Source organism: Pseudonocardia kunmingensis, assembly GCF_006716445.1.
Lineage (GTDB): Bacteria > Actinomycetota > Actinomycetes > Mycobacteriales > Pseudonocardiaceae > Pseudonocardia > Pseudonocardia kunmingensis.
In genome coordinates this window covers 27,657-52,639 of record NZ_VFPA01000005.1, presented here as the reverse complement: position 1 = coordinate 52,639, position 24,983 = coordinate 27,657, and the positions used below count along the sequence as shown (strand labels likewise).

The window sequence follows — 24,983 nt, the reverse complement described above, 5'->3', positions numbered from 1 at the left end:
AGGACTGCATGACCGAGTACCTCAGCGTCACGGGCGCGCGTGAGAACAACCTGCGCGACGTCTCCGTCCGGGTCCCGAAGCGACAGATCACCGCGTTCGTCGGCGTGTCCGGCTCCGGCAAGTCGTCGCTGGTGTTCGACACCATCGCCGCGGAGGCCCAGCGGCAGCTCAACGAGACGTTCTCGGCGTTCGTGCGCGGGTTCCTGCCCAAGCTCGGCCAGCCCGACGCCGACCTGATCGAGGGGCTGTCCACGGCGATCGTCGTCGACCAGAAGCGGCTCGGCGGCGGCGCCCGCTCCACACTGGGCACCGTCACCGACATCAACCCGCTGCTGCGACTGCTGTGGTCGCGGCGCAGCACCCCGCACGTCGGGTACGGCTTCGCGTTCTCGTTCAACGAGCCGCAGGGCATGTGCCCGGGGTGCAAGGGCATCGGGCGGAAGGTGCAGCTCGACCACGCCGCGATGTTCGACACGTCCAGGTCGCTGAACGAGGGCGCGATCCTGCACCGCGACTTCGCCGTCGACTCCTGGTACTGGCACGTGTGGGCGCAGTCCGGGAAGTTCGACAACGACAAGCCGCTCCGGGACTACACCGACGCGGAGTGGCAGCTGCTGCTGTGGGGCTCGGACGAGAAGGTGGTCATCGCCGAGCCGGGCCGCAAGGCCCTGAAGATGGACTTCGAGGGCGTCGAGGCGAAGTTCAACCGCCTGTTCATCCAGGCCGACGCCGACTCGGGCAGCTCGGAGCGCAAGCGGGAGGTCGTGGCCCGCTTCACCACGTCCGTGCGCTGCCCCGACTGCGGTGGCACCCGCCTGAACGAGGCCGCGCGCACGGCCAGGGTCGGCGGGCACACGCTGCCCGGGGTCACGGCGATGGACCTGCACTCCGTGCACGCGCTGCTGCCCACGCTGTCGGACGCCGAGGTGGCACCGCTCGTGCACGAGGCCACCGAGCGGGTCGGCGCGCTCATCGACATGGGCCTGGGGTACCTCACCCTCGACCGGGAGACCTCCACGCTGTCCGGCGGCGAGTCGCAGCGGATCAAGATGGTGCGCCACCTCGGCTCGTCGCTGGTGGACGTCATGTACGTGTTCGACGAGCCGACGATCGGCCTGCACCCGCGCGACGTCGGGCGGATGAACGCGCTGCTGCACCGCCTGCGCGACAAGGGCAACACGGTGCTGGTCGTCGAGCACGACACCGACGTCATCACCGCCGCCGACCACGTGGTGGAGCTCGGCCCGCGGGCGGGCACCGAGGGCGGCCGGGTCGTCTACGAGGGCGACGTCGCCGGGCTCGCGACCTCCGGCACGCTCACCGGCGAGTTCCTGCACCGCCCGATCACGCTGCGGGAGCAGCCCCGCACCCCCACCGGACACCTGCGCCTGACCGACGCCACGGCCCACAACCTGCGCGGGTTCGACGTCGACGTGCCGCTCGGGGTGCTCGTCGCGCTCACCGGCGTCGCCGGGTCGGGCAAGAGCACCCTGGTGCGCGAGGTGCTGGTGCCCCAGCACCCGGAGGCGATCGTCGTCGACCAGAGCCCGGTGTCGACCTCGATCCGGTCCACGCCCGCCACCTGGACCGGGGTGATGGACCCGATCCGCAAGCTCTACGCGAAAGCCACCGGCGTGAAGCCCGCGCTGTTCAGCTTCAACTCCGCGGGCGCCTGCCCCACCTGCAAGGGCCTGGGCGTGCTCTACACCGACCTGGCCTACCTGGACGGCGTGCGTTCCACCTGCACCGACTGCCACGGCCGCCGCTACACCGAGGACGTGCTCGCGCTCACCGTCGCGGGCAGGTCGATCTCGGACGCGCTGGACATGACCGCGGCGGAGGCGGTGGAGTTCTTCACCGCGCGCGACGTCCGGCGCCGCCTGCAGGCCGTCGTCGACGTCGGTCTGGGTTACCTGACGCTCGGCCAGCCGCTCTCGACGCTGTCCGGCGGCGAGTGCCAGCGGCTCAAGCTGGCCGGGCGGCTGCACGAGCAGGGCAACCTGTACGTCCTGGACGAGCCGACAACGGGTCTGCACATGTCCGACTGCGGGCACCTGCTCGGGCTGCTGGACCGGCTGGTCGACGGGGGCAGCTCCGTGGTCGTCGTCGAGCACAACCTGGACGTGATCGCGCACGCCGACTGGGTCATCGACCTGGGCCCGGACGGCGGCGACGCGGGCGGGCAGATCGTCTTCGAAGGTCCGCCGCGGGAACTCGTGCGGGCCCCGGGATCGTTCACCGGCGAGCACCTCGCCCGCCACCTCGCCGCCGCTGCCGCCCGTTGAGCATGATCCGCAGTATCGGTTGCCCATGGTCGTCGCGACAGCAATGGGCAACCGATACTCGAGATCTTGACCGCCGCGCCTCGGCGGAATGCCCCTCTCACCACCCTTCGGGAGTTCGATGACCGCGACCCAGCCCGCCCCGACACCCGCGGCGACCGGCGCCCCGCTGGCCGTCTTCGCCCCGTCCGACCCGCCCCGGGCCGGACGGCTGCTGCTCACCGGCGACCTGCTGCTCGGCCTCGGCACGCCCGGCACCGCCGACGTCGCACCGCCACCCGGGGACACGACGGTGACGGTGCAGGCCCGGTGGGTGGCGCTCGACGAGGCGCTCCCGGCGCTGCTCCGGATCGGCAACGCGCCGGACCCTGCCGGAACGCGTACTTCGGCCGGTCAGGACGGGAGACTCGCCGACTCTGCGGCGAGTCTCCCGTTCGGGCAGGGTGAATGTCGCGAACGGGCAGGCGATGGCACGGTCGGCGCGGGTGGCGCGGGTGGGGATGCCCTCGCGTTCTGGGCGGCTGCGGCCCGGTTCGCGGTGCACCTCGTCGCCAGGGGCAGGCTGCTGCCCGGCGTCTCCTGCGACGGCTGGGACGCCTGGCGGGTCGGCCCGCTCGACGCCGCCGACGCCGATCGCCTGCACACCCTCGCCGCGGCGCTGCCGCCCACCGCGCGGGCCGTCCCGGTGCCGGGTTCCGCGCCGCCCGCACTGCCGGCCGCGACACCGCTGGTCCGGGCGTTCCTCGACGCGGTGGCCGACGTGCTGCCGCGAACGCCCGACGCGGACGACACCCCGTTCGCCTCGCGCGCCCCGCAGGCCGTGCCGCAGCTGCGGGACTGGGCCGACGAGGTCGCGGCAGGCGTCGACGCCGGGGTGCTCCTGTCGCTGCGGATCGAGGCGGACGGCGACGCCACGCGGTTCCGCGCCGTCGTCCAACTGCACGCGCTCGACGACCCGACCAGGGTGGCTGATCTCGCGGGCGTGTGGAGCGGCGCGGCGGTCGGGTTCGGGCCGCGCGGGCGCATCGACGCGCTGGTCGCGGTGCGGCGCGCCGCGCGGTTCTGGGACCCGCTGCAGCAGCTGCTCGGCCAGGCAGTCCCCGACGAGCTGGACCTCACCGACGCCGACGTGGCCGACCTGCTCGGCGACGGCGCTGCCCGGCTCGCCGGGGCGGGTGTGGCGGTGCACTGGCCGCGCGACCTGCGCCCGCAGGTCTCGGCGCGCGCCGTGGCGGGGCGGGGATCCGGGCCGGCCGCGGGCCCGGAGGCGTTCGGGGCAGGCGGGGAGCCACTGCACCTGGACTGGGAGCTCGCCCTGCGCGGCGACCCGCTGTCGGCCGAGGAGATGGCCGAGCTCGCCGCGAGCCACCGCCCGGTCGTGCGGTTGCGCGACGAGTGGGTGCTCGTCGACCCGGCGAGCCGGGAACGGGCCCGGCGGGGCACCCTCGGCCCCGTCAGCCGGATCGCGGCGCTGGGTGCGGCGCTCACCGGCCAGGTCGACGACGGCGGCACGCCGGTCCCGGTCGTCACCACGGGCTGGCTGCAGGAGCTGCGGGAGCGGATCGCGGCGCCGCCCGTCCCGGTCGCGGCCCCGGACGGGCTGGCCGCCGTCCTGCGCGACTACCAGCTGCGCGGACTGGGCTGGCTGGACCGGATGACCTCGCTCGGGCTCGGCGCGTGCCTGGCCGACGACATGGGCCTGGGCAAGACCATCACGGTGATCGCGTTGCACCTGCGCCGCCACGCGCTCCCACACGCACTTCCGGGGAGCAACCGCCGCAGCGGAGCAAGGCGGGGGCTCGCCGGGGAGAACACCGCCGGCCCGACGCTCGTCGTCTGCCCGGCGTCGCTGCTGGGCAACTGGGAGCGGGAGATCACGCGGTTCGCGCCCGGGGTGCCGGTGGACCGCTACCACGGTGCCGGCAGGGCGCTACCGGCCCACGACGGGTTCGTCCTCACCACCTACGCGACGATGCGCCTGGACGTCACCGTGCTCGCGGCACACGCGTGGGGCCTGGTGGTCGCCGACGAGGCGCAGCACGTGAAGAACCCGGCGTCGGGCACGGCGCTCGCGCTGCGCCGCGTCCCGTCCGCGGCGCGGGTGGCGCTCACCGGTACGCCGGTGGAGAACGACCTGGTCGAGCTGTGGTCGATCCTCGACTGGACCACCCCCGGACTGCTGGGCAGCCTCGAACGGTTCCGGGCCCGGTGGGCCGACCCGATCGCCGACGGCCGCGACCCGGGCCTGGCCGAGCGGTTCGCGCGGCTGCTCGCGCCGTTCCTGCTGCGGCGGCGCAAGTCCGACCCGGGCATCGCCCCCGAACTGCCCCGCAAGACCGAGACCGACCGCGCCGTCGGCCTCACCCGGGAGCAGGCCGGCCTGTACGAGGCCACGGTCGCCGAGACGATGGCCCGCATCGCCGCCGCGGACGGGATGTCCCGCCGCGGACTGGTGCTCGCGCTGCTCACCGCGCTCAAGCAGATCTGCGACCACCCCGCGCTGTACGCGAAGGAGCCCGACCCGGTGCTCGCCGGGCGTTCGGGGAAGCTGGAGCTGCTCGACGAGCTGCTCGACACCATCCTCGCCGAGGACGGCGCCGCGCTGGTGTTCACGCAGTACGTGGCGATGGGACGGCTGCTCGAGCGGCACCTGCGGGCCCGCGGCACGCCGGTGGCGTTCCTGCACGGCGGCGTGCCCGTGCCCGAACGGGAGGCGATGGTGGAGCGGTTCCAGCGCGGCGACGTGCCGGTGTTCCTGCTGTCGCTGCGCGCCGCGGGCACCGGGCTGAACCTCACCCGCGCCGACCACGTCGTGCACTTCGACCGCTGGTGGAACCCGGCCGTCGAGGAGCAGGCCACCGACCGGGCCTACCGGATCGGCCAGACCCGCCCGGTGCAGGTGCACCGGCTCATCAGCGAGGGCACCGTGGAGGACCGCATCGCCAGGTTGCTGGAGTCCAAGCGGGCGCTGGCCGACGCCGTGCTCGCCGGCGGCGAGTCGGCGTTCACCGAGCTTACCGACGCCGAGCTGGCCGACCTGGTCGCGCTGCGGGAGAAGGGGTGACCGCGGCGCGGGGGTTCCCCGCGTTCCCGCCGCGGCCGGGCCGCCGGGGTCGCTCGTGGTGGGCGCAGGCGTTCGTCGCGGCCATGGAGGACGCCGCGCTCGACGCCACCCTGCTGCGTCGGGGCCGCCGCTTCGCAGGCAGCGGCCGGATCGGGCCGATCACCGTGTCGCCCGGGCGGATCGCCGCCACCGTTGACGACCCGGACGGCAGCTACGACGTCGTCGTGCACCTCGCCGAGCTGACCGGGGCGGAGTGGGACCGGTTCGCCGACCAGGTCCGCGCCGAGGCGGGCCACCTCGCCGCCCTGCTCGACCGGGAGGTGCCGCGCTCGCTCGTGCGCTCGGCCGACGCCGCCGACGTCGCGCTGCTGCCCACGATCGGCGACCTCGAGTCCGAGTGCGACTGCCCGGACATCGGCGACCCCTGCCAGCACGCGGCGGCCCTGTGCTACCAGGCGGCGTGGCTGCTCGACGACGACCCGTTCGTGCTGCTCCTGCTGCGGGGGCGCGGCGCCGAGGAGCTGCTGGAGCTCCTGGAGACCGGGCCGAGCGCACCGGAGGCGCCCGCTGTCCGGGACGTGGACCGGCCGGTGCCCGCGGCAGCGGCGCACGCGTCCGTCGCCGGTGCGCTGCCCGGCCCCCTCGGCCCACCGGGTAGGGCCGCCGTCCCGGTGTTCCCCGCGGCCCCGGACCTGCCGCCGGACGCCCTCGCCGGCCTGGTCGCGCACGCCGCCGCCCGGGCCCGGGAGCTGCTCGGGCCGGGGTGACCGGCCGTCGAGCCCGAACGCGCTGGTTCCCGGCGGCAGCGTCTATCCGGTGCTCGTCGTCGCCGACGACCGCACGTCCTCCTCCGTCGGGCGTTCGCCGTTGCTGGTCGAGGTCGATGAGGAGCCCGGCCGGAAGTTCCGGGTGGCGGTGCCGGACGCGCTCCGCTCCGTCGTGGGCAACCTCGAGATCTCCAACGCGAGCTTCGACGACTACCTCGACTCCGACTCCTTCGACCATTCCGGTGTGTACCGGCTCTCCGACCGGCACCACCAGGCGCGGGCCGCGCTCGAGTGCACCAGCAGTCGAGCGGGCGACACGAGGTGGCGCAAGCAGCCCCCCGTCCCCCAGCGTGCCGACCGGGCGGTGAGGGCCCGTCAGCGGGCGAACTTCGCGATGGCGGCCGGGGTGACCGGGGTGAAGAAGTTGGCGAGGTTGCCGTCGGGGTCGCGGCACAGGAGCGCGCGGTTGCCCCAGGGCATCGTGGTGGGCTCGCAGACGAGGTCCACCCCGGAGCCGGTCAGGTTCTCGTGCACGCCGTCGACGTCGTCGACGAGGAACTCGATGATGACGCTGCGGTTGTCCGCCGGGTGGGCGGAGCCCGGCGCGAACAGCGCGACGGTGCGGGTGCCTGCGATCGCGAGGGTGGCCGAGGCGGTCCTGAGCTCGGCGAAGTCCTCGGTGGCCCAGCTCGCCCGCACGGCGGTTGCGCGCTCGTAGAAGTCGACGAGGCGGGCGACGTCGCCGGTGATGATGCGGATCGACACGAAGTTCACGGGTTCTCCTGGTCGTCGGTGCTGCTGACGCCACGTTAGGACTGATACCGGGTAGAACCCGCCCGGTATTGCGGGAGACTGGACATGTGCCCCGTCCCGTTGCCCGCGTGCTCACCCTGCTGGAGCTCCTGCAGTCGGGGGGCACCCGGACCGTGGCCGAACTCGCCGACCGGCTCGACGTGGACGAACGCACGGTGCGGCGCTACGTCGGCCACCTCCTCGACCTCGACGTGCCCGTGGAGTCGGTGCGCGGCCGCTACGGCGGCTACCGGCTCGCCTCCGGTTACCGCCTGCCTCCGCTCATGCTGAGCGACGACGAGGCGCTCGCCGTGCTGCTCGGGCTGGTCGCAGGGCGCCGAGCCGGCTTGATGACGACCACGGGCACGGCGAGCGAGACGGCAGCGGCCAAGATCCGGCGGGTGCTGCCCGAGCGGCTCGGCCACCGGCTCGACGCCGTGCTCGACTCCCTCGCCTTCACCGCTGCGGCCGGTGAAGCGACTGCGCCGGAGACCGCGGTCCTGCTCGCGATCGCCGACGCCGTGCGGCACCACCGGCCGGTGTCGATCCGCTACACCGCCGCCGACGGCCGGCGCAGCGAACGCACGCTGCACCCGTACGGGCTCGTCGCCCACTCGGGCCGGTGGTACGTGACCGGTGCCGATCCCGCGATCGGCGAGGACCGGACGATCCGGCTGGACCGCATCGCCGGCGCGAGGACCCTGCCCGGCTCGTTCGCGCCGCCCGACGGGCTCGACCCGGCGGAGCGGGTCCTGACGGGGCTCGCCGCCCCGTACCGGCACGAGGTGACCCTGCGGGTCCAGGGAACCACCGAGCAGATCCGCACCCGGCTCCCCGCCGGCATCGCGGTCGTGGCGGAGCCGGACACCGGACACTGGGCTCGCGTCGAGCTGCGGGTGGAACGGCTCGACTGGCTGCCCGGCGTGCTCGCGGCGCTCGACCTGCCCTTCGTCGTCGAACGACCGGACGAGCTCCGCGACCTGATCGTGGCGCTCGCCGACCGGCTCACGCGCTCGGCCCGGCGCCATCCGCGCGGCGCGGGCCCGGAATCCGGCGGGTAGCGGCAGGGACCCTCAGATCGTGAGGCCGTCGGCGATGGTGGAGGTGCCCTGTCGAGGACGCCGTCGAACGCGTCGCGCAGGAGTGCGAACTCCGCGATGAAGTGGGAGTGCTCGCCGATCGCGGCGACCCGCGCGTGGCCGATCGTGTCGCGAGCGGCTCCAGGTCGTCGAGGGGCGCTGCCGGGTCGAGATGGATGAGCGGGAGGCCGTTGGCGCGGAGCCAAGCGACGAACGGGTCCGTGGAGGAGCCTTGCGCGTCTCGGTCACGGGGTCTGCTCCGGGAGCGCGGATGCCGCGGCCTCCAGGTCGTCGATGCTCCCGGACATGATCTTGCGCAGGTGCGCGGTGAGGTGCGGGAGCGGCCAGTCCCACCAGGCGAGCGCGAGGAGCCGGTCGACGTCCGCGTCGTCGTAGCGGCGGCGGATGAGCCGGGCGGGGTTGCCGCCGACGATGCCGTAGTCGGGGACGTCGTCGACGACCACGGCGCCGGACGCGACGATCGCCCCGTGCCCGATCCGGACGCCGGGCATCACCGTGGACCGATATCCGAGCCAGACGTCGTGGCCCACCACGGTGTCCCCCCGTCCGGGCAGGCCCGTGATCAGGTCGACGTGCCCGGCCCAGGACCCGCCCATGATCGGGAACGGGAACGTCGATGGACCGTCCATGCGGTGGTTGGCGCCGTTCATGAGGAACCGCACGCCCTCGCCGAGCGCGCAGAACCTGCCGATGACCAGCTTCTCGGGCCCGTAGTGGTACAGCACGTTGCGGGTCTCGAAGGCGGTCGGGTCGTCCGGGTCGTCGTAGTAGGAGAACTCCCCGACCTCGATGAGCGGGGAGGTGACCAGCGGCTTCAGCAGCACCACTCGCGGCTGCTCGGGCATCGGGTGCACCACGGTCGGGTCGGGGGGAACGGGCTGCACGATCAACTCCACTAGTGCGACAACTGATGCATTAAGATCGTGCCACGACGCCGCCCCACCGAACGACCGGACCCCCATGACTTCCCCAGCACCCCCAGAGGGCACCCGGCGCCGCCCCGGCGGCCGCACCGCCCGCATCCGCTCGCAGGTCCTCGACGCGCTCCTCGCGGAGCTCGGGGAGCGCGGTTACGACGGGCTCACCGTGGATGCCGTCGCCGCCCGTGCCGGCGTGCACCGCGCCACGGTGTACCGGCGATGGAGCGACGTCGGCGGCCTGCTCGCCGACGCCCTGGACGCCGCGGGCGACGACGGCTGGCAGCCCCCGGACACCGGCTCGCTGCGCGGGGACCTGGCCGCGCTGAACCACGAGATCCAGGACGCGCTGACCGCGCAGCCGCCGGTCGTCGCGGCCCTGATCGCCGCATCGTTCCGCTCGGAGCAGGCCGAGCACGCCCAGCGGCGCCTGTGGGAGGACCGGTACGCCCGCTGCGAGAGCATCGTCGCGCGGGCCGTCCGGCGGGGCGAGCTCCCACCACGCACCGACGCGCGGCGGCTGCTCCTCGCCGCGACCGCACCCGTCTACCACCAGCTGGTGCTGCTGCGCACGCCCGCAGACCCGGACCTGCCCGACCAGGCGGCCCGGACCGCCGTCCTCGCCGCATCCGCCGGTGCCTTCGCGTGAGGCCACCGGCCGGCTCAGCGGGAGGGCGCTAGCGCTGAGCCACGCGGCCCTGGACCGACTGCCGCGTGGCGCGGCCGGCCGCGGCCAGCACCGCCTCCAAGGGCCCGCGCGTGCCCGCCCACCACAGCACCACCCCGACGAGCGTCGCGCCGAGCACGTTGCCCAGCCACACCGCCGCGTCGTCGGGACCGCGGCCGGGGTACACCGTCACCGCGACCACGTGCAGCGCGTACACGGTCAGCGGGGCGGCCCCGACCGCAGCGGGCACCAGTACGAGCGGACGCGCGACGCGCGCCAGCACCAGCATCGCCCCCAGTACAGCGAGGGCACTGCCGACGGTGGCGGCGAGGTCGAGCGGGGAGCCGGAGTGCGGGCTGTCGACGGCGAGCCACCACCAGGACCCGACGGGCGTGGTCCCGTGGTGCCGCTGCGTCGCCGCCCCGCCCAGCACCACGGCGCCGCCGGCCCCGAGCAGCAGCGCCGACGCCGTGTGCGCGGCCGCCGCGAGCGCCACCCCACCCCCGAGCAGCCCGGCGGCCACCCGCGTGCGGCCCAGGTCCAGCCGGCCGACCGCCATGCCGGCGAGCAGGTAGGTCGTCCAGGTCAGGACCGGGTAGGTGCCGGTGAGCCCGAGGGTGACCAGCAGCGCGCCCGGGTCGGCGAGCGCCGCCCACCCGGGTTGGTCCGGGTATCCGCCGGGCAAATCGGCCCGCAGCAGCTGGCTCACCACCGGCATGAGGACGCACGCGAGCACCGCACCCCCGGCCAGCACCGGCGCCGGCAGCCGCAGCAGCGGCGTGGCCAGGAGGAACAGCAGCCCGTAGTAGGCCAGGATCACCGCGACCGGCGGGTCGAGCGCCACCAGCGTCAGGCCGAGCGCGCCGACCAGCACGCCGCGCACCGCCAGCCCGGCCGCCGCGGCGAGGTGCGCCCGCGCGCCGTCCGGTGGCCGCGTGCCGCCGGTGGCGAGCGCGATCCCCACGCCGGCGAGCACCGCGAACAGCGCCGACGCCCGCCCGGACGCCACCTGGGCGGTGAGCGTCTCCTGCCCGTCGGCGCGCAGCGGGAAGATGTGCGTGGCGAACATCCCGACGAGCGCCACCGCGCGCGCCGCGTCCACCCCGAGGATGCGCCCCCTACGGGAGGCGGGCGCCTCCGTGGGGAGCGCCCGGGTCACCGGACGCGGGCGCCGGCCGTCACCGGGCCGTCGGGACGCACCCCGGCCCGGCGCAGCCACTCCTCGAGCGCGCCCTGCACCGTGCGCATCGACGGGCGCCTGCGCGGGTCGGTGTCCATCGCGGCCCGCAGCAGCGCCAGGTGCGCCGAACCCTGCGGCAGGTGCGTCAGCGGCGCCCCGACCGCCGCCGCCCGCAGCCCGGACACCGCGTCGGGGTGGCCGCCGCGGGGCGGGTGGCCGGTGAGGGCGTAGGAGATCGTGGCGCCGAGCTGCCAGGCGTCCGAGGCCGGTGTGGCCCGCTCACCGCAGGCCACCTCGGGGGCGAGGAAGTCCGGGGTGCCGAGCACGAAGCCCGCCATCGTCATCGTGGAGTCGCCGGTGCGCCGCGCGATCCCGAAGTCGATCAGGTGCGCGAGCCCGGCCTGGTCGACCACCACGTTGCCCGGCTTCACGTCGCGGTGCATCACGCTGCGGGCGTGCGCGGCGTCCAGGGCGCCCGCGATCCCGGACCAGACGCGGGCGGCGGCGACGTCGTCGAGCACGCCGCGGGTGCGCACCAGGTCGCCGAGGGAGGCGCCCTCCACGTACTCCATCACGATGACCATGCCCTCGAGCTCGCGCAGCCCGGGGTCGCTCGCGGCCGGCACCAGGTCGTGGATGCGCACGCAGTGCGGGTGGCGCACCGCGGCGAGGGCGCGCGCCTCCCTGCGGATGCGCTCCTCGGTCTCGGTGTCGGGGGCGTGTGCGGCCTTGAGCGCGACCGGGTGCCCCAGGCGGGCGTCGTGCGCGAGCCACACCCGGCCGAACCCGCCGGAGCCGAGCCTGCGGACCAGCCGGAACCGGGCGCCGCCGGGGACGGGCGCACCCGCGCCCGGCGGGGCGGGGGCGACCAGCGTGGGACGCCGCGGAGCGGGCGGCTGCGCGCGCGGGGGTACCGGCCCGGGCTGCGGGGCGAGCGCGGGCGCGGCCGTGCGGGGCTGCGGCACCACCGGCGGTTCCGGCGTGCGGGCGGCGAACCGCTCCGCCATGCGGTCGGACCAGGAGCGCTGCGCCGCGACGCCCGGTGCCGGGGAGGCCTGCGCCGGCGGCCGGGGCGGTGCGGACACGGGCGGCGCCGGGTCCCGGCGCAGCAGCGGGCGGCGGGAGGGCTCCGGACGCCGAGCCGGCGGGCGGGGCGCCGGGGCGGCCAACGAGCGGCGCACGACCTCGCGCGACGGCGTGCCGGCCATCAGCACGACGGCGATCCCGAGGAAGGCGCCGGTGGCGACACCGATCCACAGGTGCCCGGACGAACCGGCCGGGGTGCGCGCCGTGAGCACGGTGAGGGCGAGGGCGGGCAGCCAGAAGAACTTGGCGGGCCAGCTCGGCCCGCGGCGCAGGGCCAGCCGTGCCTGCGCCGCCACGAACAGCGCGGCCACCAGCGGGAACCCGACGAGCAGCACGACCGCGAGGCCGAAGCGCAGCGGATCGGACGGGTCGAAGGCCGCGGCGACGGAGTACCCGCCGAGGTAGGTCGACTGCGGACCCGCCCCGCACGCCTGGGTGCCGAGGTCCGCGACCTGCGCGTCGGTGAGCCCGGGCACGTCGCGCCCGAGCGCGGCCGCCCGGAACACCCGGCCCGTGGCGGTGAACGCCACCAGCGGCAGCAGGCCGGCGCTGACCAGCCCGGCCAGCGCGAGCAGCACCGACTCCCCGGCCCCGTAGCGGGAACCGATCCGCTTGCGCAGCAGCACCACGCCGACCGCACCGGCCGTCGGGAGCAGCCCGACGCCGATGCCCAACGCCGAGACCGCCCACGGCCAGCCGCCCGGACACACGTCCGCGGCCAGCCCGGCCCGCAGGCTGGCGACGAGGCCGGCGACGAGTGCCGTCAGCGCGTCCACGCCGTGCTCCCCTTCCCCTCACCTCCCCGGCGCAGCGCCGTGGAGTCCCGGTTCCACTATGGCACCCCCCGGGCGTGCGCACCGCGAGTGCGGCGTGCAACCGGATCCGACGCCCGTCACGTCCTGGGGACGACCGCACGCCGAACGGAGATCCACCATGCCCCGCGCCACGTCCGCCGTCCTGCTCCTCGCCGCGGCAGCCCTCACCCTCGCCGGCTGCTCCGGCGCCGCCGCGGCGCCGCCGGGGGCAGCCGAGGCACCCGGCATCACCGCCCGCGGCACGGGCGTGGCCACCGCGACGCCGGACACCGCCACCGTCGTGCTGGGGGTCGAGACCCGCGACGCGAACGCGGCCGCCGCCCTCGCCGCCAACTCCGAGCGGGCCGCCGCGGTGATCGGCGTCCTCGAGGGCGCAGGCGTGGCGTCCGGCGACATCCGCACCAGCCGCCTCGCGATCCTGCCCACCCGTTCGCCCGAGAGCGACCGGATCACCGGCTACGAGGTGACCAACCAGGTGACGGCCACGCTGCACGACATCGCCGCCGCGGGCACGGTGATCGACGCCGCCGCCGCGGCGGCCGGGGACGCGATCCGCGTGCAGGACATCAGCTTCTCGGTCGCCGACGAGACCGCCGCCAAGGCCGCGGCCCGCGCCGACGCCGTGCGCCAGGCGGTGGCCCAGGCCGAGCAGCTCGCCGAGGCGGCGGGCGTCGAGCTGGGACCGATCCGCTCCGTCGTCGAGCTGCCGGGCACCCAACCCGTTCCCTACCGGGCGGAGGCGGCCGACGCGCAGCGGGCGGTGCCGGTCGAGCCCGGGACGCAGGAGCTGAACGTGGTGGTCGAGGTCGTCCACGGGGTCGCGTGATCGGGGCGGGGAATGCGACCGAGCGGGTCGCGTTGCCAGTGGCATGGCTCTCACCCGCACCGACGGGCCGCTGTCCGCGCGCGCCCCCGCCACGGTGAACTACCGGCTCGACGGCCCCGCCCACAAGCTGCTCATGCACCCGTTCCCGCGCCGCGTGCGGGCCGAGTTCGCCGAGCGCACCGTGCTCGACACCCGCCGCGGCGTGCTGCTGCACGAGACGGCGCTCCTCCCGCAGCTCTACGTGCCCGAGGAGGACCTCGACGCATCGCTGTTCGTGCCGAGCGCGCACACGACGCACTGCCCGTTCAAGGGCGATGCGACCTACCGCACCCTGCAGGTCGGCGACCGGGTCGCCGAGAACGCGCTCTGGGCCTACCCCGACCCGCTGCCCGACGCCCGGTGGCTCGCCGGCTACGCCGCGCTGTACTGGTCGGCCGCCGACGCGTGGTTCGACGAGGACGAGCAGGTCTTCGCCCACCTCACCGACCCCTACACCCGGGTGGACGTGCGCCCCACCAGCCGGCACGTGCAGGTGCTCGCGGGCGACACCGTCGTGGCCGAGTCGCGCTCGCCGCTCGTGCTGAACGAGACGGGGCTGCCGGCCCGCTGGTACCTCTCCCCCGACGACGTGCGCGTGCCCCTGGAGCCCACCACCACCCGCACCCGCTGCCCCTACAAGGGGGAGGCGCGCTACTGGAGCGTGCGGCTGCCCGACGGCCGCGAGCTCACCGACGCGGTGTGGGCCTACGACGAGCCGCTTCCGGAGTCCGCGCACATCGCCGGACGGCTGAGCTTCCTGCACGACGAGCTGACGGTGCTGGTCGACGGGGCGCCCGCCTGAGGTCAGTCCTCGTCCACCAGCAGGGCCTCGAGCGCGGGCAGGGCGTCGGCGATGCGGCGGCGCTCGTCGTCGTCGAGGCGGCCCAGGCGTCGCGCCACCAGCGCGGTGCGGTGGCTGCGGACCTCGGCCAGCTTCGCCGCGCCCGCGTCGGAGAGCACGATCTGCACGCCGCGGGCGTCGTTCGGGTCGGGCGTGCGGATCACCAGCCCCTGCTCGTCGAGCGCGCTCAGCACCCGGCTCATCGTCGGCGCCGACACGGCCTCCCGCCGCGCCAGCTCCGAGAGCCGCATCGGCCCGTGCTGCTCCACGGTGACCAGCGCGGACAGCTGCAGGGGCGGGACCGACTCGCGGCCGTCGATGCGGATGCGGCGGTGCAACCTGCCGACCACGAGCCGCAGCCGGGCGGCGAGCTGGGTCTGCTCGTCGATCTCCACGGGACCGGTGCGGGTCATCGGGACATCGTGCCAGGTGGGATGCCGCGCACGCGCCGGCGCTGCCTGTTCGGCGCTGTCCGTTCGCTGCGCGAGCTCCGCTCACACCTTCCGCAGCCGGATCCCCGTGACGTCGTGCTTGGGCCCCTTGCGCAGCACGAGGCTCGCGCGACCGCGGGTGGGCAGGATGTTGCGTTCCAGGTTCGGGCCGTTGATCTCCGCCCAGATGCTCTCCGCGCGCGCGATCGCCCCGGCCTCGTCCAGCGCGGCGTAGCGGCGGAAGTACGAGTCGGGGTCGCGGAACGCCGTCTCGCGCAGCCGCAGGAACCGCTCGACGTACCAGCGGCGGATGTCGTCGGTGGCCGCGTCCACGTACACCGAGAAGTCGATGAAGTCCGACACCGCGAGGGCAGGCCCGCCCTCGCGTGCGGGCTGGGCGGGCTGCAGGACGTTCAGGCCCTCGAGGAGCAGGATGTCCGGGCGCCGGACCGTGGAACGCTCCCCGGGCACGATGTCGTAGACCAGGTGCGAGTACACCGGGGCCGACACCTCGGCGCGCCCCGCCTTGACCTCGGTGACGAACCGCAGCAGGTCGCGCCGGTCGTAGGACTCCGGGAAGCCCTTGCGGGTCATCAGCCCGCGCCGCTCCAGCTCGGCGTTCGGGTGCAGGAACCCGTCGGTCGTCACGAGCTCCACCCGGGGGTGCTGCGGCCACCGGGCCAGCAACAGCTGCATCAGGCGCGCGGTCGTGGACTTGCCCACCGAGACCGAGCCCGCGATGCCGATCACGAACGGCGTCCGGGCCGTGGCGGCGCCGAGGAACGTGCGGTAGGCGCGGTAGAGCCGCCCGCCCTCCTGGACGTGCAGGGTCAGCAGCCGCGACAGCGGCAGGTACACCTGCCGCACCTCGTCCAGGTCGACCTCGTCGCCGAGGCTGCGGACCCGGTCGAGCTCCTCCGCCGTCAGCGGCAGGGGGGTGTTCTCGCCCAGGCGCGCCCACGCCTCCCGGTCGAAGTCGACGAACGGCGACTCCTGCGACGACTCGTGCGACGAATCGTGCGAGGTGACCAGCGGCGCACCGGTGCGAGTGCCGTTCATGACCGGTCAACCTATGTCCCGGTACGCCCCGATGCCCGTCAGACGTGACCGGCGCGACTCCGGGAAGTGCCCGTTCGGACGCCGTTCTAGACTGAGCCCTCCCCTCGAGGAGGAGCACGTCGTGCCCACCGCACGCCCCGACGACCCGAGTTGCAGTAGGCGGCCGGGTCCGACCCGGCGCCCCGCCCCACGCCGTGCCGCACGCCCCCGAGGCCGCGCATGACCGTCCTGCTGTCCGTGCTCGGCCTGCTCGCCGTCGCGGCGCTCACGCTGGGCACCGCCATCTCCGTGGCGTCCGAGTTCGCCCTCACCGCACTGGAACGCAGCACGGTGGACGCCCACGTCGCCGAGGTCGGCGACCGGCGCGCGCGCACCGTCCAGCGCGCCCACCGCGGGCTGTCGTTCCAGCTCTCCGGCAGCCAGCTCGGCATCACCGTCACCACGCTGGTCACCGGCTACATCGCCGAACCGGCCATCGCGTCGCTGTTCCGGCCCGGGCTGACCGCGATCGGGCTGTCCCCCGCGCTCGCCGCCGGTACGGCCACCGTGCTGTCGCTGCTGCTGGCCACCGCCCTGTCGATGGTGTTCGGCGAGCTCGTGCCGAAGAACCTCGCGATCGCCGACCCGCTGCGCACCGCGCGCGCCGTCGTGTGGCTGCAGAGCGGCTTCGCCCACGCCTTCCGGTGGCTCATCGACGGGCTGAACCGCTCGGCCAACACCGTGGTCCGCCGCCTCGGCGTCGAGCCCGCGGAGGAGCTGCGCTCGGCGCGCTCGGCCCGCGAGCTCACGTCGCTGGTCCGCACGAGCGCGGAGCACGGCACCCTCGACGCCGGCACCGCCACGCTGCTGGACCGTTCCCTGCGGTTCACCGACCGGGTCGCCGAGGACCTGATGACCCCGCGAGTGCGGGTGGAGTCGCTCGACGTCGACGCCACCGTCGCCGACCTGGTCGCCCTCGCCCGCCGCAGCGGGATCTCCCGGTTCCCGGTGCACGACCGCGACCCGGACGCCGTGCTCGGCGTCGTCCACGTCAAGCAGGCGTTCGGCGTGCAGCCCGCGCAGCGGGCCACGGCCGCCGTCCGCGACCTGATGCAGCAGGTGCCCACCGTGCCCGCGTCGCTGGACGGCGACGAGCTGCTCACCCGGCTGCGCAACTCCGGGCTCCAGCTCGCCGTGGTCGTCGACGAGTACGGCGGCACCGCCGGCATCGTCACCCTCGAGGACCTCGTCGAGGAGATCGTGGGCGACGTCCGCGACGAGCACGACCGCGCCGAGCAGGCCACCGTGCGCCCGCTGGGGCGCGGGAGCTGGCTCGTGTCGGGGCTGCTGCGCGCCGACGAGGTCGTCGACGCCACCGGCTTCGAGATCCCCGACGGCGAGTACGAGACGCTCGCCGGCCTCGTCCTCGCCCGGCTCGGGCGCATCCCGGACGTGGGCGAGGAGGTGAGCGTCGACGGCTGGCAGCTCACGGTGATGCGCCGGGACCGCAACCGGGTCGCCGAGCTGCGCCTGGCGCGGCCCGGCGGCGACGAACCGGCGACTGACCGGGAGGAGGCAGCCCGTGGGTGACCTGCTCGCCCTGCTGGCCGCGATCGCACTGCTGGGCGCCAACGCGTTCTTCGTCGGCGCCGAGTTCGCGCTGATCTCCGCCCGCCGCGACCGGCTCGAGGCCATGGCGGCGGAAGGCACGGCCGCGGCCGCCAGGGTGCTGCGCGCCCACGCCGACCTGTCCCGCATGCTCGCGGCGTCCCAGCTCGGCATCACGATCAGCTCGCTGGTGCTCGGCCGGCTCGGCGAGCCCGCCGTCGCGCACCTCATCGAGTACCCGCTCGGGTGGGTGGGGCTGCCCGAGGCCGTGCTGCACCCCATCGCCTTCGCGATCTCCCTCGCGATCGTGGTGGTCGCGCACATCCTGCTCGGCGAGATGGTGCCCAAGAACATCGCGATCGCCGGGCCGGAACGCACCGCGGTCTGGCTGGTACCGCCCTTCCTGGTGTTCACCACCGTCATGCGCCCGCTGATCGAGCTGTTCAACGTCATGGCCAACGGCGTCCTGCGGCTGGTCGGCGTGCAGCCCCGCGACGAGCTCGAGGCCTCGTTCACCTCCGGCGAGCTCGCCGACCTCATCGCCGAGTCCGGCCGGGAGGGGCTGCTCGCCGACGACGAGTCCCGCCGCCTCACCCGCACCCTCAGCTCCGCGGAGAGCACCGTCGCCGGCGTCCTCGTCCCCGTCCGGGAGCTCGTCACCCTCCCGGCGGAGCCCACCGTCGGGGACGTCGCCCGCGCCGTGTCCGAGACCGGCTTCTCCCGCTTCCCGGTGCAGTCACCCACCGGCGGCCTCGCCGGCTACCTGCACGTCAAGGACATCCTCGACCTGGTCGACGACCCGGAAGCCGCCGTGCCGGGCGGCCGGGTGCGCCGCCTTCCGGAGGTGCCCACGTCGGTGCGGCTCGACGAGGCGCTGGCGGTGCTGCGCCGCGCCCGCGCCCACCTCGGGCGCGCCGTCGGCTCGCGCGGCGAGACGGTCGGCCTGGTGGCCATGGAGGACCTCCTGGAGACCTACGTCGGCGAGGTCCGCGACGCCACCCACGCCCAGGACCGCGCTTGACCTGAACCCGGCTCGAGATCGCAGGCTGCACCCATGACGACAACCACTGCGGTCTTCACCGCCGCCGAGCTCGCCTACCTGCGCGGGCAGCGGCTGGCCCGGCTCGCCACCCTCGGCCCGGACGGCGCGCCCCAGGTCCGGCCCGTCGGTTTCCTGGTCGACGCGGCGACCGGCGCGATCGACATCCCGGGGCTGGACAACCCGTCCACCCAGAAGTGGCGCAACGTGCTGCGCGACGGACGCGTCTCGCTCGTGGTCGACGACGTCGTCCCGCAGCCGTGGCAGCCCAGGGCGCTCGAGGTCCGCGGGGTCGCCGAAGCGCTCCCGGACGTCCTGCACGAGGGCGCCTTCCCCGGCGTCCGGCCCGGCGTCATCCGCATCCACCCACGGCGCATCCTCGCGTTCGGCCTCGACGACCCCGACTCGCCCGGCAACCGGGACGTCCCGGCGGCCTGACGACCGCCCCGGCCGCGACGCGACGGCCTCGGTAACCTGGCCCGCCGTGACCACCGAGCTCGACCGCACCCCCGTGGTGCTCGACGAGCCGACGTGGCGCGCCCGCGCCGCCGCGCACCGGGACCGCGTCGGGCGGTGGACCGACCCGCACCGCGACCGCCGCAGGCGCGGCGAGCCGCACCCGGTGCTCGACTTCCTGTTCACCTACTACTCGCTGCGCCCCGCGCGCCTCGAGCAGTGGCTGCCCGGGCCCGGCGTCGTGCTCCTGGGCGCCGACGAGCTGCTCGACGTGCCCGGGCACGTCCGGGACGGGGCGGGCGTCCGCCTGGAACCGGCGGCCCTGCCGGACCGCATCGCGCGCACGGCGCGGTTCGTGCACGACCTCCTCGCGGCCACGGCGACGCGCCCACCGCGGCTGGGCTGCTTCGGCCTGCACGAGTGGGCGATGGTGTACCGCAGCGAGGAGCCCCGCCACGGCCAGGTGCCGCTGCGCCTCGGGCCGGCCGGCACCGACGCCGTCGTCGAGTCGCTGCCCGTGCACTGCACCCACCACGACGCCTTCCGCTTCTTCACCGACGCCGCGCGCCCGCTCAACGCGCTGCAGCCCGCCCGGTCCGAGCAGGTCGCCAACGAGCAGCCCGGGTGCCTGCACGCGACCATGGACCTCTACAAGTGGGCCTACAAGCTCTTCCCCGCCACCCCGGCCGACCTGCTGGCCGACTGCTTCGAGCTCGCCGTCGACGTCCGTGAGCTCGACATGCGCGCGAGCCCCTACGACCTCGACGGCCTCGGCTATCCCCCGGTCCGGATCGAGACGCCCGCCGGGCGCGCGGAGTACGCCCGCACCCAGGCGGCGTTCGCCCGCCGTGCCGCTCCCCTGCGCTCCCGCCTCATCGCCCTCTGCCGGCTGCTGGAGCTCGGCGAGCGCTGACCGCCGGCGCGGCGGCTCCGCGGTCCTGGCCGTTGTTGATCGTCAATCGAAGATTGACGATCTGTAAGCGTCAATCATTCGTTGACAGCGAATAGGGGTGCGGAGATCCACTCGTCCGGGCACGATGCCGCGGTGTTCGTGCCGGGACTCCAGCTCTCCAGGGCCTTCTACCTCGAGGCCGTGCGGCCGCTCCTCGACGGCCTGCCGCACTCGGCCGCGCGCATCGGCAGCGGTTCGGAGGTGCTCGGCTACGACACCCCGCGCTCCGCCGACCACGAGTGGGGCCCGCGGCTGTCGCTGTTCCTCTCCCCCGCCGACGCGGGCCGGGCCGACGAGCTGGACCGGCGCCTCGCCGAGCGGCTCCCCCGCACGTTCGGCGGCTGGTCGACGCACTTCGAGATCGTCGAGGGCGACCACATCGGGCGGATGGCCCCGACCGACGGGCCGGTCCGGCACCGGGTCGGGATCTCGACGCTCGACGCCTGGCTCCCGCGCCACCTGGGCGTCGAGCCGCGTGCCGGGCTCAGCGCCCTGGACTGGCTCGCTCTGCCGACCCAGGCGCTCGCCGAGGTCACGGGCGGAGCGGTCTTCCACGACGGCCTCGGCGAGCTCGGGCCGCTGCGGGAGACCTTGCGCTGGTACCCGCCCGACGTCTGGCGCTACGTGCTCGCCTGCGGGTGGCAGCGGATCTCCCAGGAAGAGGCGTTCGTCGGCCGGTGCGGCGAGGTGGGCGACGAGCTGGGGTCCGCCGTGGTCGCGGCCCGGCTCGTGCGCGACCTCATGCGGCTGGCCCTGTTGCTGCACCGTCGCTACCCGCCGTACGGCAAGTGGCTCGGCAGCGCGTTCGCCGGCCTCCCCGTTGCCGACGCCCTCGGCCACGTCCTGCGGGCCGCGCTGGCCGCGACGGGCTGGCGGGAGCGCGAGCAGCACCTCGCGACCGCCTACGAGGCGCTGGCCGCCGCGCAGAACGGCACCGGGCTGGCCGAGGCCGTCGACCCCAGCACCCGGCCCTACTTCGGCAGGCCGTTCCGGGTGCTGATGGCCGACCGCTTCGCCGACGCCCTCCTCGCCGCGGTCACGGACCCGGCGCTCACCGCCCTCACCCGGGTCGGCGCGATCGACCAGCACACCGACAACACGGACCTGCTGACCGACCCCCACCGCCGCCGAGCGGTCACCCGGGCCGCCCACGCCGCCGACTGAGCCGCGCCGGACCCACTTCGCTCTGTCGACGATCGCGGCGGGCGTCCGGTGTCCACGAATCGTTGGCGGATCGGTCGCGTCAATGTTTCGTTGACATCTGTAAGACGCTGTATCAGCCGGTCTCCTGGCGCCTCTTACTCGTGGACGGGCGGGCCGGAGGGGGACCCGCCCGTCCACGTGGGGCGCGTCAGGCGGAGTAGGCCTCCACCGGCGGGCAGCTGCAGACCAGGTTGCGGTCGCCGTAGGCGCCCTCGATCCGACGCACCGGCGGCCACACCTTCCGGTCGTGCACCCCGGGCGTGCCCCCTGTCGGGTACGCGGCGATCTCCCGCGTGTACGGGTGGTCCCACTTGTCCACCAGGCAGGCCGCCGTGTGCGGGGCACCGCGCAGCGGGTTGTCCGTCACCGGCCACTCCCCCGCCGCCACGCGCTCGATCTCCTTGCGGATGCCGATCATGGCGTCGATGAAGCGGTCGATCTCGGCGAGGTCCTCGCTCTCGGTGGGCTCGACCATCAGCGTGCCGGCCACCGGGAACGACATCGTCGGGGCGTGGATGCCGTAGTCGGCCAGCCGCTTGGCGACGTCGTCGATCGTCACGCCGGTCTCCTTGGAGATCGCGCGCAGGTCGAGGATGCACTCGTGGGCGACGTGCCCCTCGGCGCCCGCGTACAGCACCGGGTAGTGCTCGCGCAGCCGCGCCGCCACGTAGTTGGCGGCGGCCACCGCGGTGAGGGTGGCCCGGCGCAGGCCCTCGGTGCCCATCAGCCGCACGTACGCCCACGAGATCGGCAACACGCCCGGGCTGCCGTGCGGGGCCGCCGACACCGCGCCCACCTCGCCCCGGCCGGGCAGGAACGGCGCCAGGTGCTCGGCCACGGCCACCGGCCCGACCCCCGGGCCGCCGCCACCGTGCGGGATGCAGAAGGTCTTGTGGAGGTTGAGGTGGCTGACGTCGCCGCCGAACGCACCCGGACGCGCCAGCCCGACCAGCGCGTTGAGGTTCGCGCCGTCGACGTAGACCTGCCCGCCCGCGGCGTGCACCGCGTCGCAGACCTCACGCACCCGCGCCTCGAACACCCCGTGGGTGGACGGGTAGGTGATCATCAGGGCGGCCAGCGCCTCGCCGTGCTCGGCGATCTTGGCGTGCAGGTCGTCGAGGTCCACGTCGCCGGTGGGCGCGGTGGCCACCACCACCACGCGCATGCCGGCCATCACCGCCGACGCGGCGTTGGTGCCGTGGGCGCTGGCCGGGATCAGGCAGACGTCGCGGTGCGCCTCACCCCGGCTGCGGTGGTACGCGGCGATCGCGAGCAGCCCGGCGAGCTCGCCCTGGCTGCCGGCGTTGGGCTGCAGCGACACGGCCGCGTAGCCGGTGAGCTCGGCGAGCCAGCGCTCGAGGTCGGCGATCAGCTCGAGGCTGCCGGCGGCGTCGGCCTCGGGGGCGAACGGGTGCAGGTCGGCGAAGGCGGGCCAGGTGATCGGCTCCATCTCCACGGCCGCGTTGAGCTTCATCGTGCACGACCCCAGCGGGATCATGGTGCGGTCCAGTGCCAGGTCGGCGTCGGCGAGGCGGCGCAGCCAGCGCATCAGCGAGGTCTCGCTCCGGTGCTCGTGGAACACCGGGTGCGTGAGGTACTCCGACGTGCGACCCAACGCGGTCGGCAGCGCGTCGGCGGTCTCGCGGTCCAGCGCGGACGCGTCCGCGTCGACGCCGAAGGCCGACCAGACCGACACCAGGTGCCCCACCGTGGTCAGCTCGGAGCAGGCGATCCCGAGCGTGTCGGCGTCCACCCGGCGCAGGGCGATCCCGGCCGCGTGCGCCGCGTCGGCGATCCCCTCGGCGCGGCCGGGCACGCGGACCTGCACGGTGTCGAAGAACGCGTCGTGCACGACCTCGACGCCGCCGGCGCGCAGCCCGGCCGCCAGGACGGCCGCCATCCGGTGGGCGCGCTCCGCGATGCGGCGCAGCCCGTCGGGACCGTGGTACACGGCGTAGCAGGCGGCGACGACGGCCAGCAGGACCTGCGCCGTGCAGATGTTCGAGGTGGCCTTCTCGCGGCGGATGTGCTGTTCCCGCGTCTGCAGCGCCAGCCGCAGCGCCGGGTTGCCGTCGGCGTCGCGCGACATCCCGACCAGGCGCCCCGGCAGCTGGCGGGCGTGCTTCTCGTGCACCGACAGGTAGCCCGCGTGCGGTCCGCCGAAGCCGAGCGGGACGCCGAACCGCTGGGTGGTCCCGACCACGGCGTCGGCCCCCAGCTCCCCGGGCGGGGTGAGCAGGGTGAGGGCGAGCAGGTCGGCGGCCACCGCGGCCAGCGCCCCGCGCTCGTGGGCGGCCTCGATCAGCGCGGACGGGTCGCGCACCACGCCGGACGCGCCCGGGTAGCTCAGCAGCAGCCCGAACAGCTCGCCCTCGGGCAGCCCCTCCCCCAGGTCGGCCACGACGAGCTCGATGCCCAGCGGCTCGGCCCGGGTGCGCAGCACGTCGAGGGTCTGCGGCAATGTGTCGGCGTCCACGACGAACCGCGGGGAGCGGGAGCGGCCCGCGCGGCGCAGCAGGGTCATCGCCTCCGCGGCCGCCGTGGCCTCGTCCAGCAGCGACGCGCCCGCCACCGGGAGGCCGGTGAGGTCGGCGACGACGGTCTGGAACGTCAGCAGCGCCTCCAGCCGGCCCTGGCTGATCTCCGGCTGGTACGGGGTGTAGGCGGTGTACCAGGCGGGGTTCTCCAGCACGTGGCGCCGGATCACCGGCGGGGTCACGGTGCCGGAGTAGCCCAGCCCGATCATCGGGACGGTGACGGTGTTGCGGGCCGCCAGCGCCCGCAGCTCGGCGAGCACCTCGCTCTCGGTGGCCGCGGGCGGCAGGGACGACGGCACCGGCTCCGTGTCGCGGATGCTGTCGGGCACCGCGGCGGCGGCGAGCTCGTCGAGCGAGGCGGCGCCGATCGTGGCGAGCATCGTGTCGAGCTCCGCCGGGCGCGGGCCGACGTGCCGGTCGACGAACGGGGTGCCGCGCTCCAGGTCGGAGAGTGCGGGGCGGTCTGTCGCGGGCGTGTCGGTCACTGGGTCCTCCGGGCGGCGCGGGCGGTCGGGCAGGGTGGAACCGCCCTCCCCCTCTGTCCCCGCCCGCGACCGGGCACCTGAGAGATTCACCCTGTTGCCAGAGCTTTCCCCGTCGGCGGACGGGCGTACCCGTCGCTTTCCAGAGGCGTCTCACCCGCGCGGTCCTGGGTGCCTGAGAGGTTCCGGGGAGGATTTGCTCCTTCGGCGCCCGATCCGCGGCGAGATCAGGTCTCTCCCGCGCGGGTTCGGCGACTACCCGCTGATGCTACCGCTCAGCTGATGGCGCGGCGTGCGCGACGGCGCGACAGCTCGTCCTCGGGCGAGTCGTCGACGGTGCCACCGTCGGCGCGCTCCACCGGGAAGTCCTTGATCGAGCCGCTGATCTCCTTCATCGCCCCGCCGACGGCGATCCCGAACACGCCCTGGCCACCGCGCAGCAGGTCGACGACCTCCTCGGGGGACGCGCACTCGTACACCGTGGTGCCGTCGCTGAACAGGGTGATGCCGGCGAGGTCGCGGATGCCGCGACGCCGCAGGTGCTCGACGGCGACGCGGATGTTCTGCAGCGACACCCCCGCGTCGAGCAGTCGCTTCACGACCTTCAGGACGAGGACGTCCTTGAAGGAGTAGAGCCGCTGCGACCCGGAACCCGCGGCACCGCGGATCGACGGGACGACGAGACCGGTGCGCGCCCAGTAGTCGAGCTGGCGGTAGGTGATGCCGACGACCTGGCAGGCGGTGGGCCCGCGGAACCCGGCGAGCTGGTCGGGCAGGCCGTCGAGCCCACCCCCCAGCAGCGGGTCGGGGAAGAGCTCGCCCTGCTCGGGCGTGCCGGACGGCGGCTGCTCCACCGAACTC

The 24,983-nt window shown here is 75.0% G+C and carries 20 protein-coding genes, 1 pseudogene and 1 riboswitch; of the genes and pseudogenes, 13 read left to right on the top strand and 8 right to left on the bottom strand.

What is annotated here, in order from left to right; genetic code table 11:
* Window positions 1-8: 8 nt before the first annotated feature.
* From FB558_RS33770 to FB558_RS45870, 4 genes and pseudogenes are all read left to right on the top strand, one after another.
* Window positions 9-2,285, top strand: coding sequence for an ATP-binding cassette domain-containing protein (locus FB558_RS33770; protein WP_142060744.1), 2,277 nt, complete (start codon window positions 9-11; stop codon window positions 2,283-2,285).
* Window positions 2,286-2,403: 118 nt separating this feature from the next.
* A complete protein-coding gene (locus FB558_RS33765) occupies window positions 2,404-5,346 on the top strand; it encodes a DEAD/DEAH box helicase (RefSeq protein WP_142060742.1) in 2,943 nt (980 codons plus the stop codon).
* Window positions 5,343-6,113, top strand: a complete 771-nt coding sequence (locus tag FB558_RS33760) for an SWIM zinc finger family protein (protein ID WP_142060740.1) — start codon at window positions 5,343-5,345, stop codon at window positions 6,111-6,113. The genes FB558_RS33765 and FB558_RS33760 overlap by 4 nt, the downstream gene beginning before the upstream one ends.
* A 22-nt stretch (window positions 6,114-6,135) precedes the next feature.
* Window positions 6,136-6,354: pseudogene (locus FB558_RS45870) on the top strand (DUF6924 domain-containing protein); the annotation flags it as partial.
* 134 nt (window positions 6,355-6,488) lie between these two features.
* Here FB558_RS45870 and FB558_RS33755 read toward each other — a convergent pair.
* The gene (locus FB558_RS33755) at window positions 6,489-6,887 is read right to left on the bottom strand and encodes a VOC family protein (RefSeq protein WP_142060739.1); all 399 of its coding nucleotides are present in this window, start codon (window positions 6,885-6,887) and stop codon (window positions 6,489-6,491) included.
* An 86-nt stretch (window positions 6,888-6,973) separates the two neighbouring features.
* Between FB558_RS33755 and FB558_RS33750 the strand changes: the two genes are divergently transcribed.
* Window positions 6,974-7,966, top strand: a complete 993-nt coding sequence (locus FB558_RS33750) for a helix-turn-helix transcriptional regulator (RefSeq protein ID WP_142060737.1) — start codon at window positions 6,974-6,976, stop codon at window positions 7,964-7,966.
* A gap of 263 nt (window positions 7,967-8,229) precedes the next feature.
* On the opposite strand, the gene FB558_RS33745 is transcribed toward FB558_RS33750, so the two are convergent.
* The gene (locus tag FB558_RS33745; RefSeq protein ID WP_211367081.1) at window positions 8,230-8,850 is read right to left on the bottom strand and encodes a CatB-related O-acetyltransferase; all 621 of its coding nucleotides are present in this window, start codon (window positions 8,848-8,850) and stop codon (window positions 8,230-8,232) included.
* Between the two features lie 115 nt (window positions 8,851-8,965).
* Here FB558_RS33745 and FB558_RS33740 point away from each other — a divergent pair, with 115 nt between their 5' ends.
* Window positions 8,966-9,571: a TetR/AcrR family transcriptional regulator gene (locus FB558_RS33740; protein WP_142060733.1), complete on the top strand. Its 606-nt coding sequence runs from the start codon at window positions 8,966-8,968 to the stop codon at window positions 9,569-9,571.
* 28 nt (window positions 9,572-9,599) lie between these two features.
* On the opposite strand, the gene FB558_RS33735 is transcribed toward FB558_RS33740, so the two are convergent.
* The gene (locus FB558_RS33735) at window positions 9,600-10,691 is read right to left on the bottom strand and encodes a heparan-alpha-glucosaminide N-acetyltransferase domain-containing protein (protein ID WP_142060731.1); all 1,092 of its coding nucleotides are present in this window, start codon (window positions 10,689-10,691) and stop codon (window positions 9,600-9,602) included.
* Window positions 10,692-10,744: 53 nt separating this feature from the next.
* Window positions 10,745-12,631 (bottom strand): serine/threonine-protein kinase, encoded by a 1,887-nt coding sequence (locus tag FB558_RS33730; protein WP_246106956.1) that lies wholly within the window; start codon window positions 12,629-12,631, stop codon window positions 10,745-10,747.
* Window positions 12,632-12,788: 157 nt separating this feature from the next.
* Between FB558_RS33730 and FB558_RS33725 the strand changes: the two genes are divergently transcribed.
* A complete protein-coding gene (locus FB558_RS33725; RefSeq protein ID WP_142060729.1) occupies window positions 12,789-13,496 on the top strand; it encodes an SIMPL domain-containing protein in 708 nt (235 codons plus the stop codon).
* Window positions 13,497-13,539: 43 nt separating this feature from the next.
* The gene (locus FB558_RS33720; protein ID WP_142060727.1) at window positions 13,540-14,337 is read left to right on the top strand and encodes a DUF427 domain-containing protein; all 798 of its coding nucleotides are present in this window, start codon (window positions 13,540-13,542) and stop codon (window positions 14,335-14,337) included.
* 2 nt (window positions 14,338-14,339) lie between these two features.
* On the opposite strand, the gene FB558_RS33715 is transcribed toward FB558_RS33720, so the two are convergent.
* Together FB558_RS33715 and coaA are read right to left on the bottom strand one after the other, a co-directional pair.
* Window positions 14,340-14,789, bottom strand: coding sequence for a MarR family winged helix-turn-helix transcriptional regulator (locus FB558_RS33715; RefSeq protein ID WP_142060725.1), 450 nt, complete (start codon window positions 14,787-14,789; stop codon window positions 14,340-14,342).
* 81 nt (window positions 14,790-14,870) lie between these two features.
* Entirely contained in the window at window positions 14,871-15,866 is a 996-nt protein-coding gene (gene coaA / locus FB558_RS33710) for a type I pantothenate kinase (protein ID WP_142060723.1), read from the bottom strand.
* A 219-nt stretch (window positions 15,867-16,085) separates the two neighbouring features.
* Here coaA and FB558_RS33705 point away from each other — a divergent pair, with 219 nt between their 5' ends.
* From FB558_RS33705 to FB558_RS33685, 5 genes are all read left to right on the top strand, one after another.
* Window positions 16,086-17,435, top strand: a complete 1,350-nt coding sequence (locus FB558_RS33705; protein WP_142060720.1) for a hemolysin family protein — start codon at window positions 16,086-16,088, stop codon at window positions 17,433-17,435.
* Window positions 17,428-18,474 carry a hemolysin family protein gene (locus FB558_RS33700; protein WP_142060718.1) on the top strand — a complete coding sequence of 349 codons (1,047 nt, stop codon included), beginning with the start codon at window positions 17,428-17,430 and terminating at the stop codon, window positions 18,472-18,474. Before FB558_RS33705 ends, FB558_RS33700 begins: the two co-directional genes overlap by 8 nt.
* A 33-nt stretch (window positions 18,475-18,507) precedes the next feature.
* Window positions 18,508-18,930: a PPOX class F420-dependent oxidoreductase gene (locus tag FB558_RS33695; protein WP_142060716.1), complete on the top strand. Its 423-nt coding sequence runs from the start codon at window positions 18,508-18,510 to the stop codon at window positions 18,928-18,930.
* A 46-nt stretch (window positions 18,931-18,976) separates the two neighbouring features.
* On the top strand, window positions 18,977-19,861 hold the full coding sequence (locus FB558_RS33690) for a 3-methyladenine DNA glycosylase (RefSeq protein ID WP_142060714.1): 885 nt from the start codon (window positions 18,977-18,979) through the stop codon (window positions 19,859-19,861).
* 132 nt (window positions 19,862-19,993) lie between these two features.
* On the top strand, window positions 19,994-21,064 hold the full coding sequence (locus FB558_RS33685) for a DUF4037 domain-containing protein (RefSeq protein ID WP_142060712.1): 1,071 nt from the start codon (window positions 19,994-19,996) through the stop codon (window positions 21,062-21,064).
* 187 nt (window positions 21,065-21,251) lie between these two features.
* Here the strand turns inward: FB558_RS33685 and gcvP are convergent, their stop codons facing one another.
* Both gcvP and FB558_RS33675 read right to left on the bottom strand, forming a co-directional pair.
* Complete coding sequence (gene gcvP, locus FB558_RS33680; RefSeq protein WP_142060710.1) at window positions 21,252-24,125, bottom strand: aminomethyl-transferring glycine dehydrogenase; 2,874 nt, start codon at window positions 24,123-24,125, stop codon at window positions 21,252-21,254.
* Window positions 24,126-24,274: 149 nt separating this feature from the next.
* Window positions 24,275-24,373, bottom strand: a riboswitch (glycine riboswitch).
* 24 nt (window positions 24,374-24,397) lie between these two features.
* Window positions 24,398-24,976: a MerR family transcriptional regulator gene (locus tag FB558_RS33675; RefSeq protein ID WP_142060708.1), complete on the bottom strand. Its 579-nt coding sequence runs from the start codon at window positions 24,974-24,976 to the stop codon at window positions 24,398-24,400.
* Window positions 24,977-24,983: the final 7 nt, after the last annotated feature.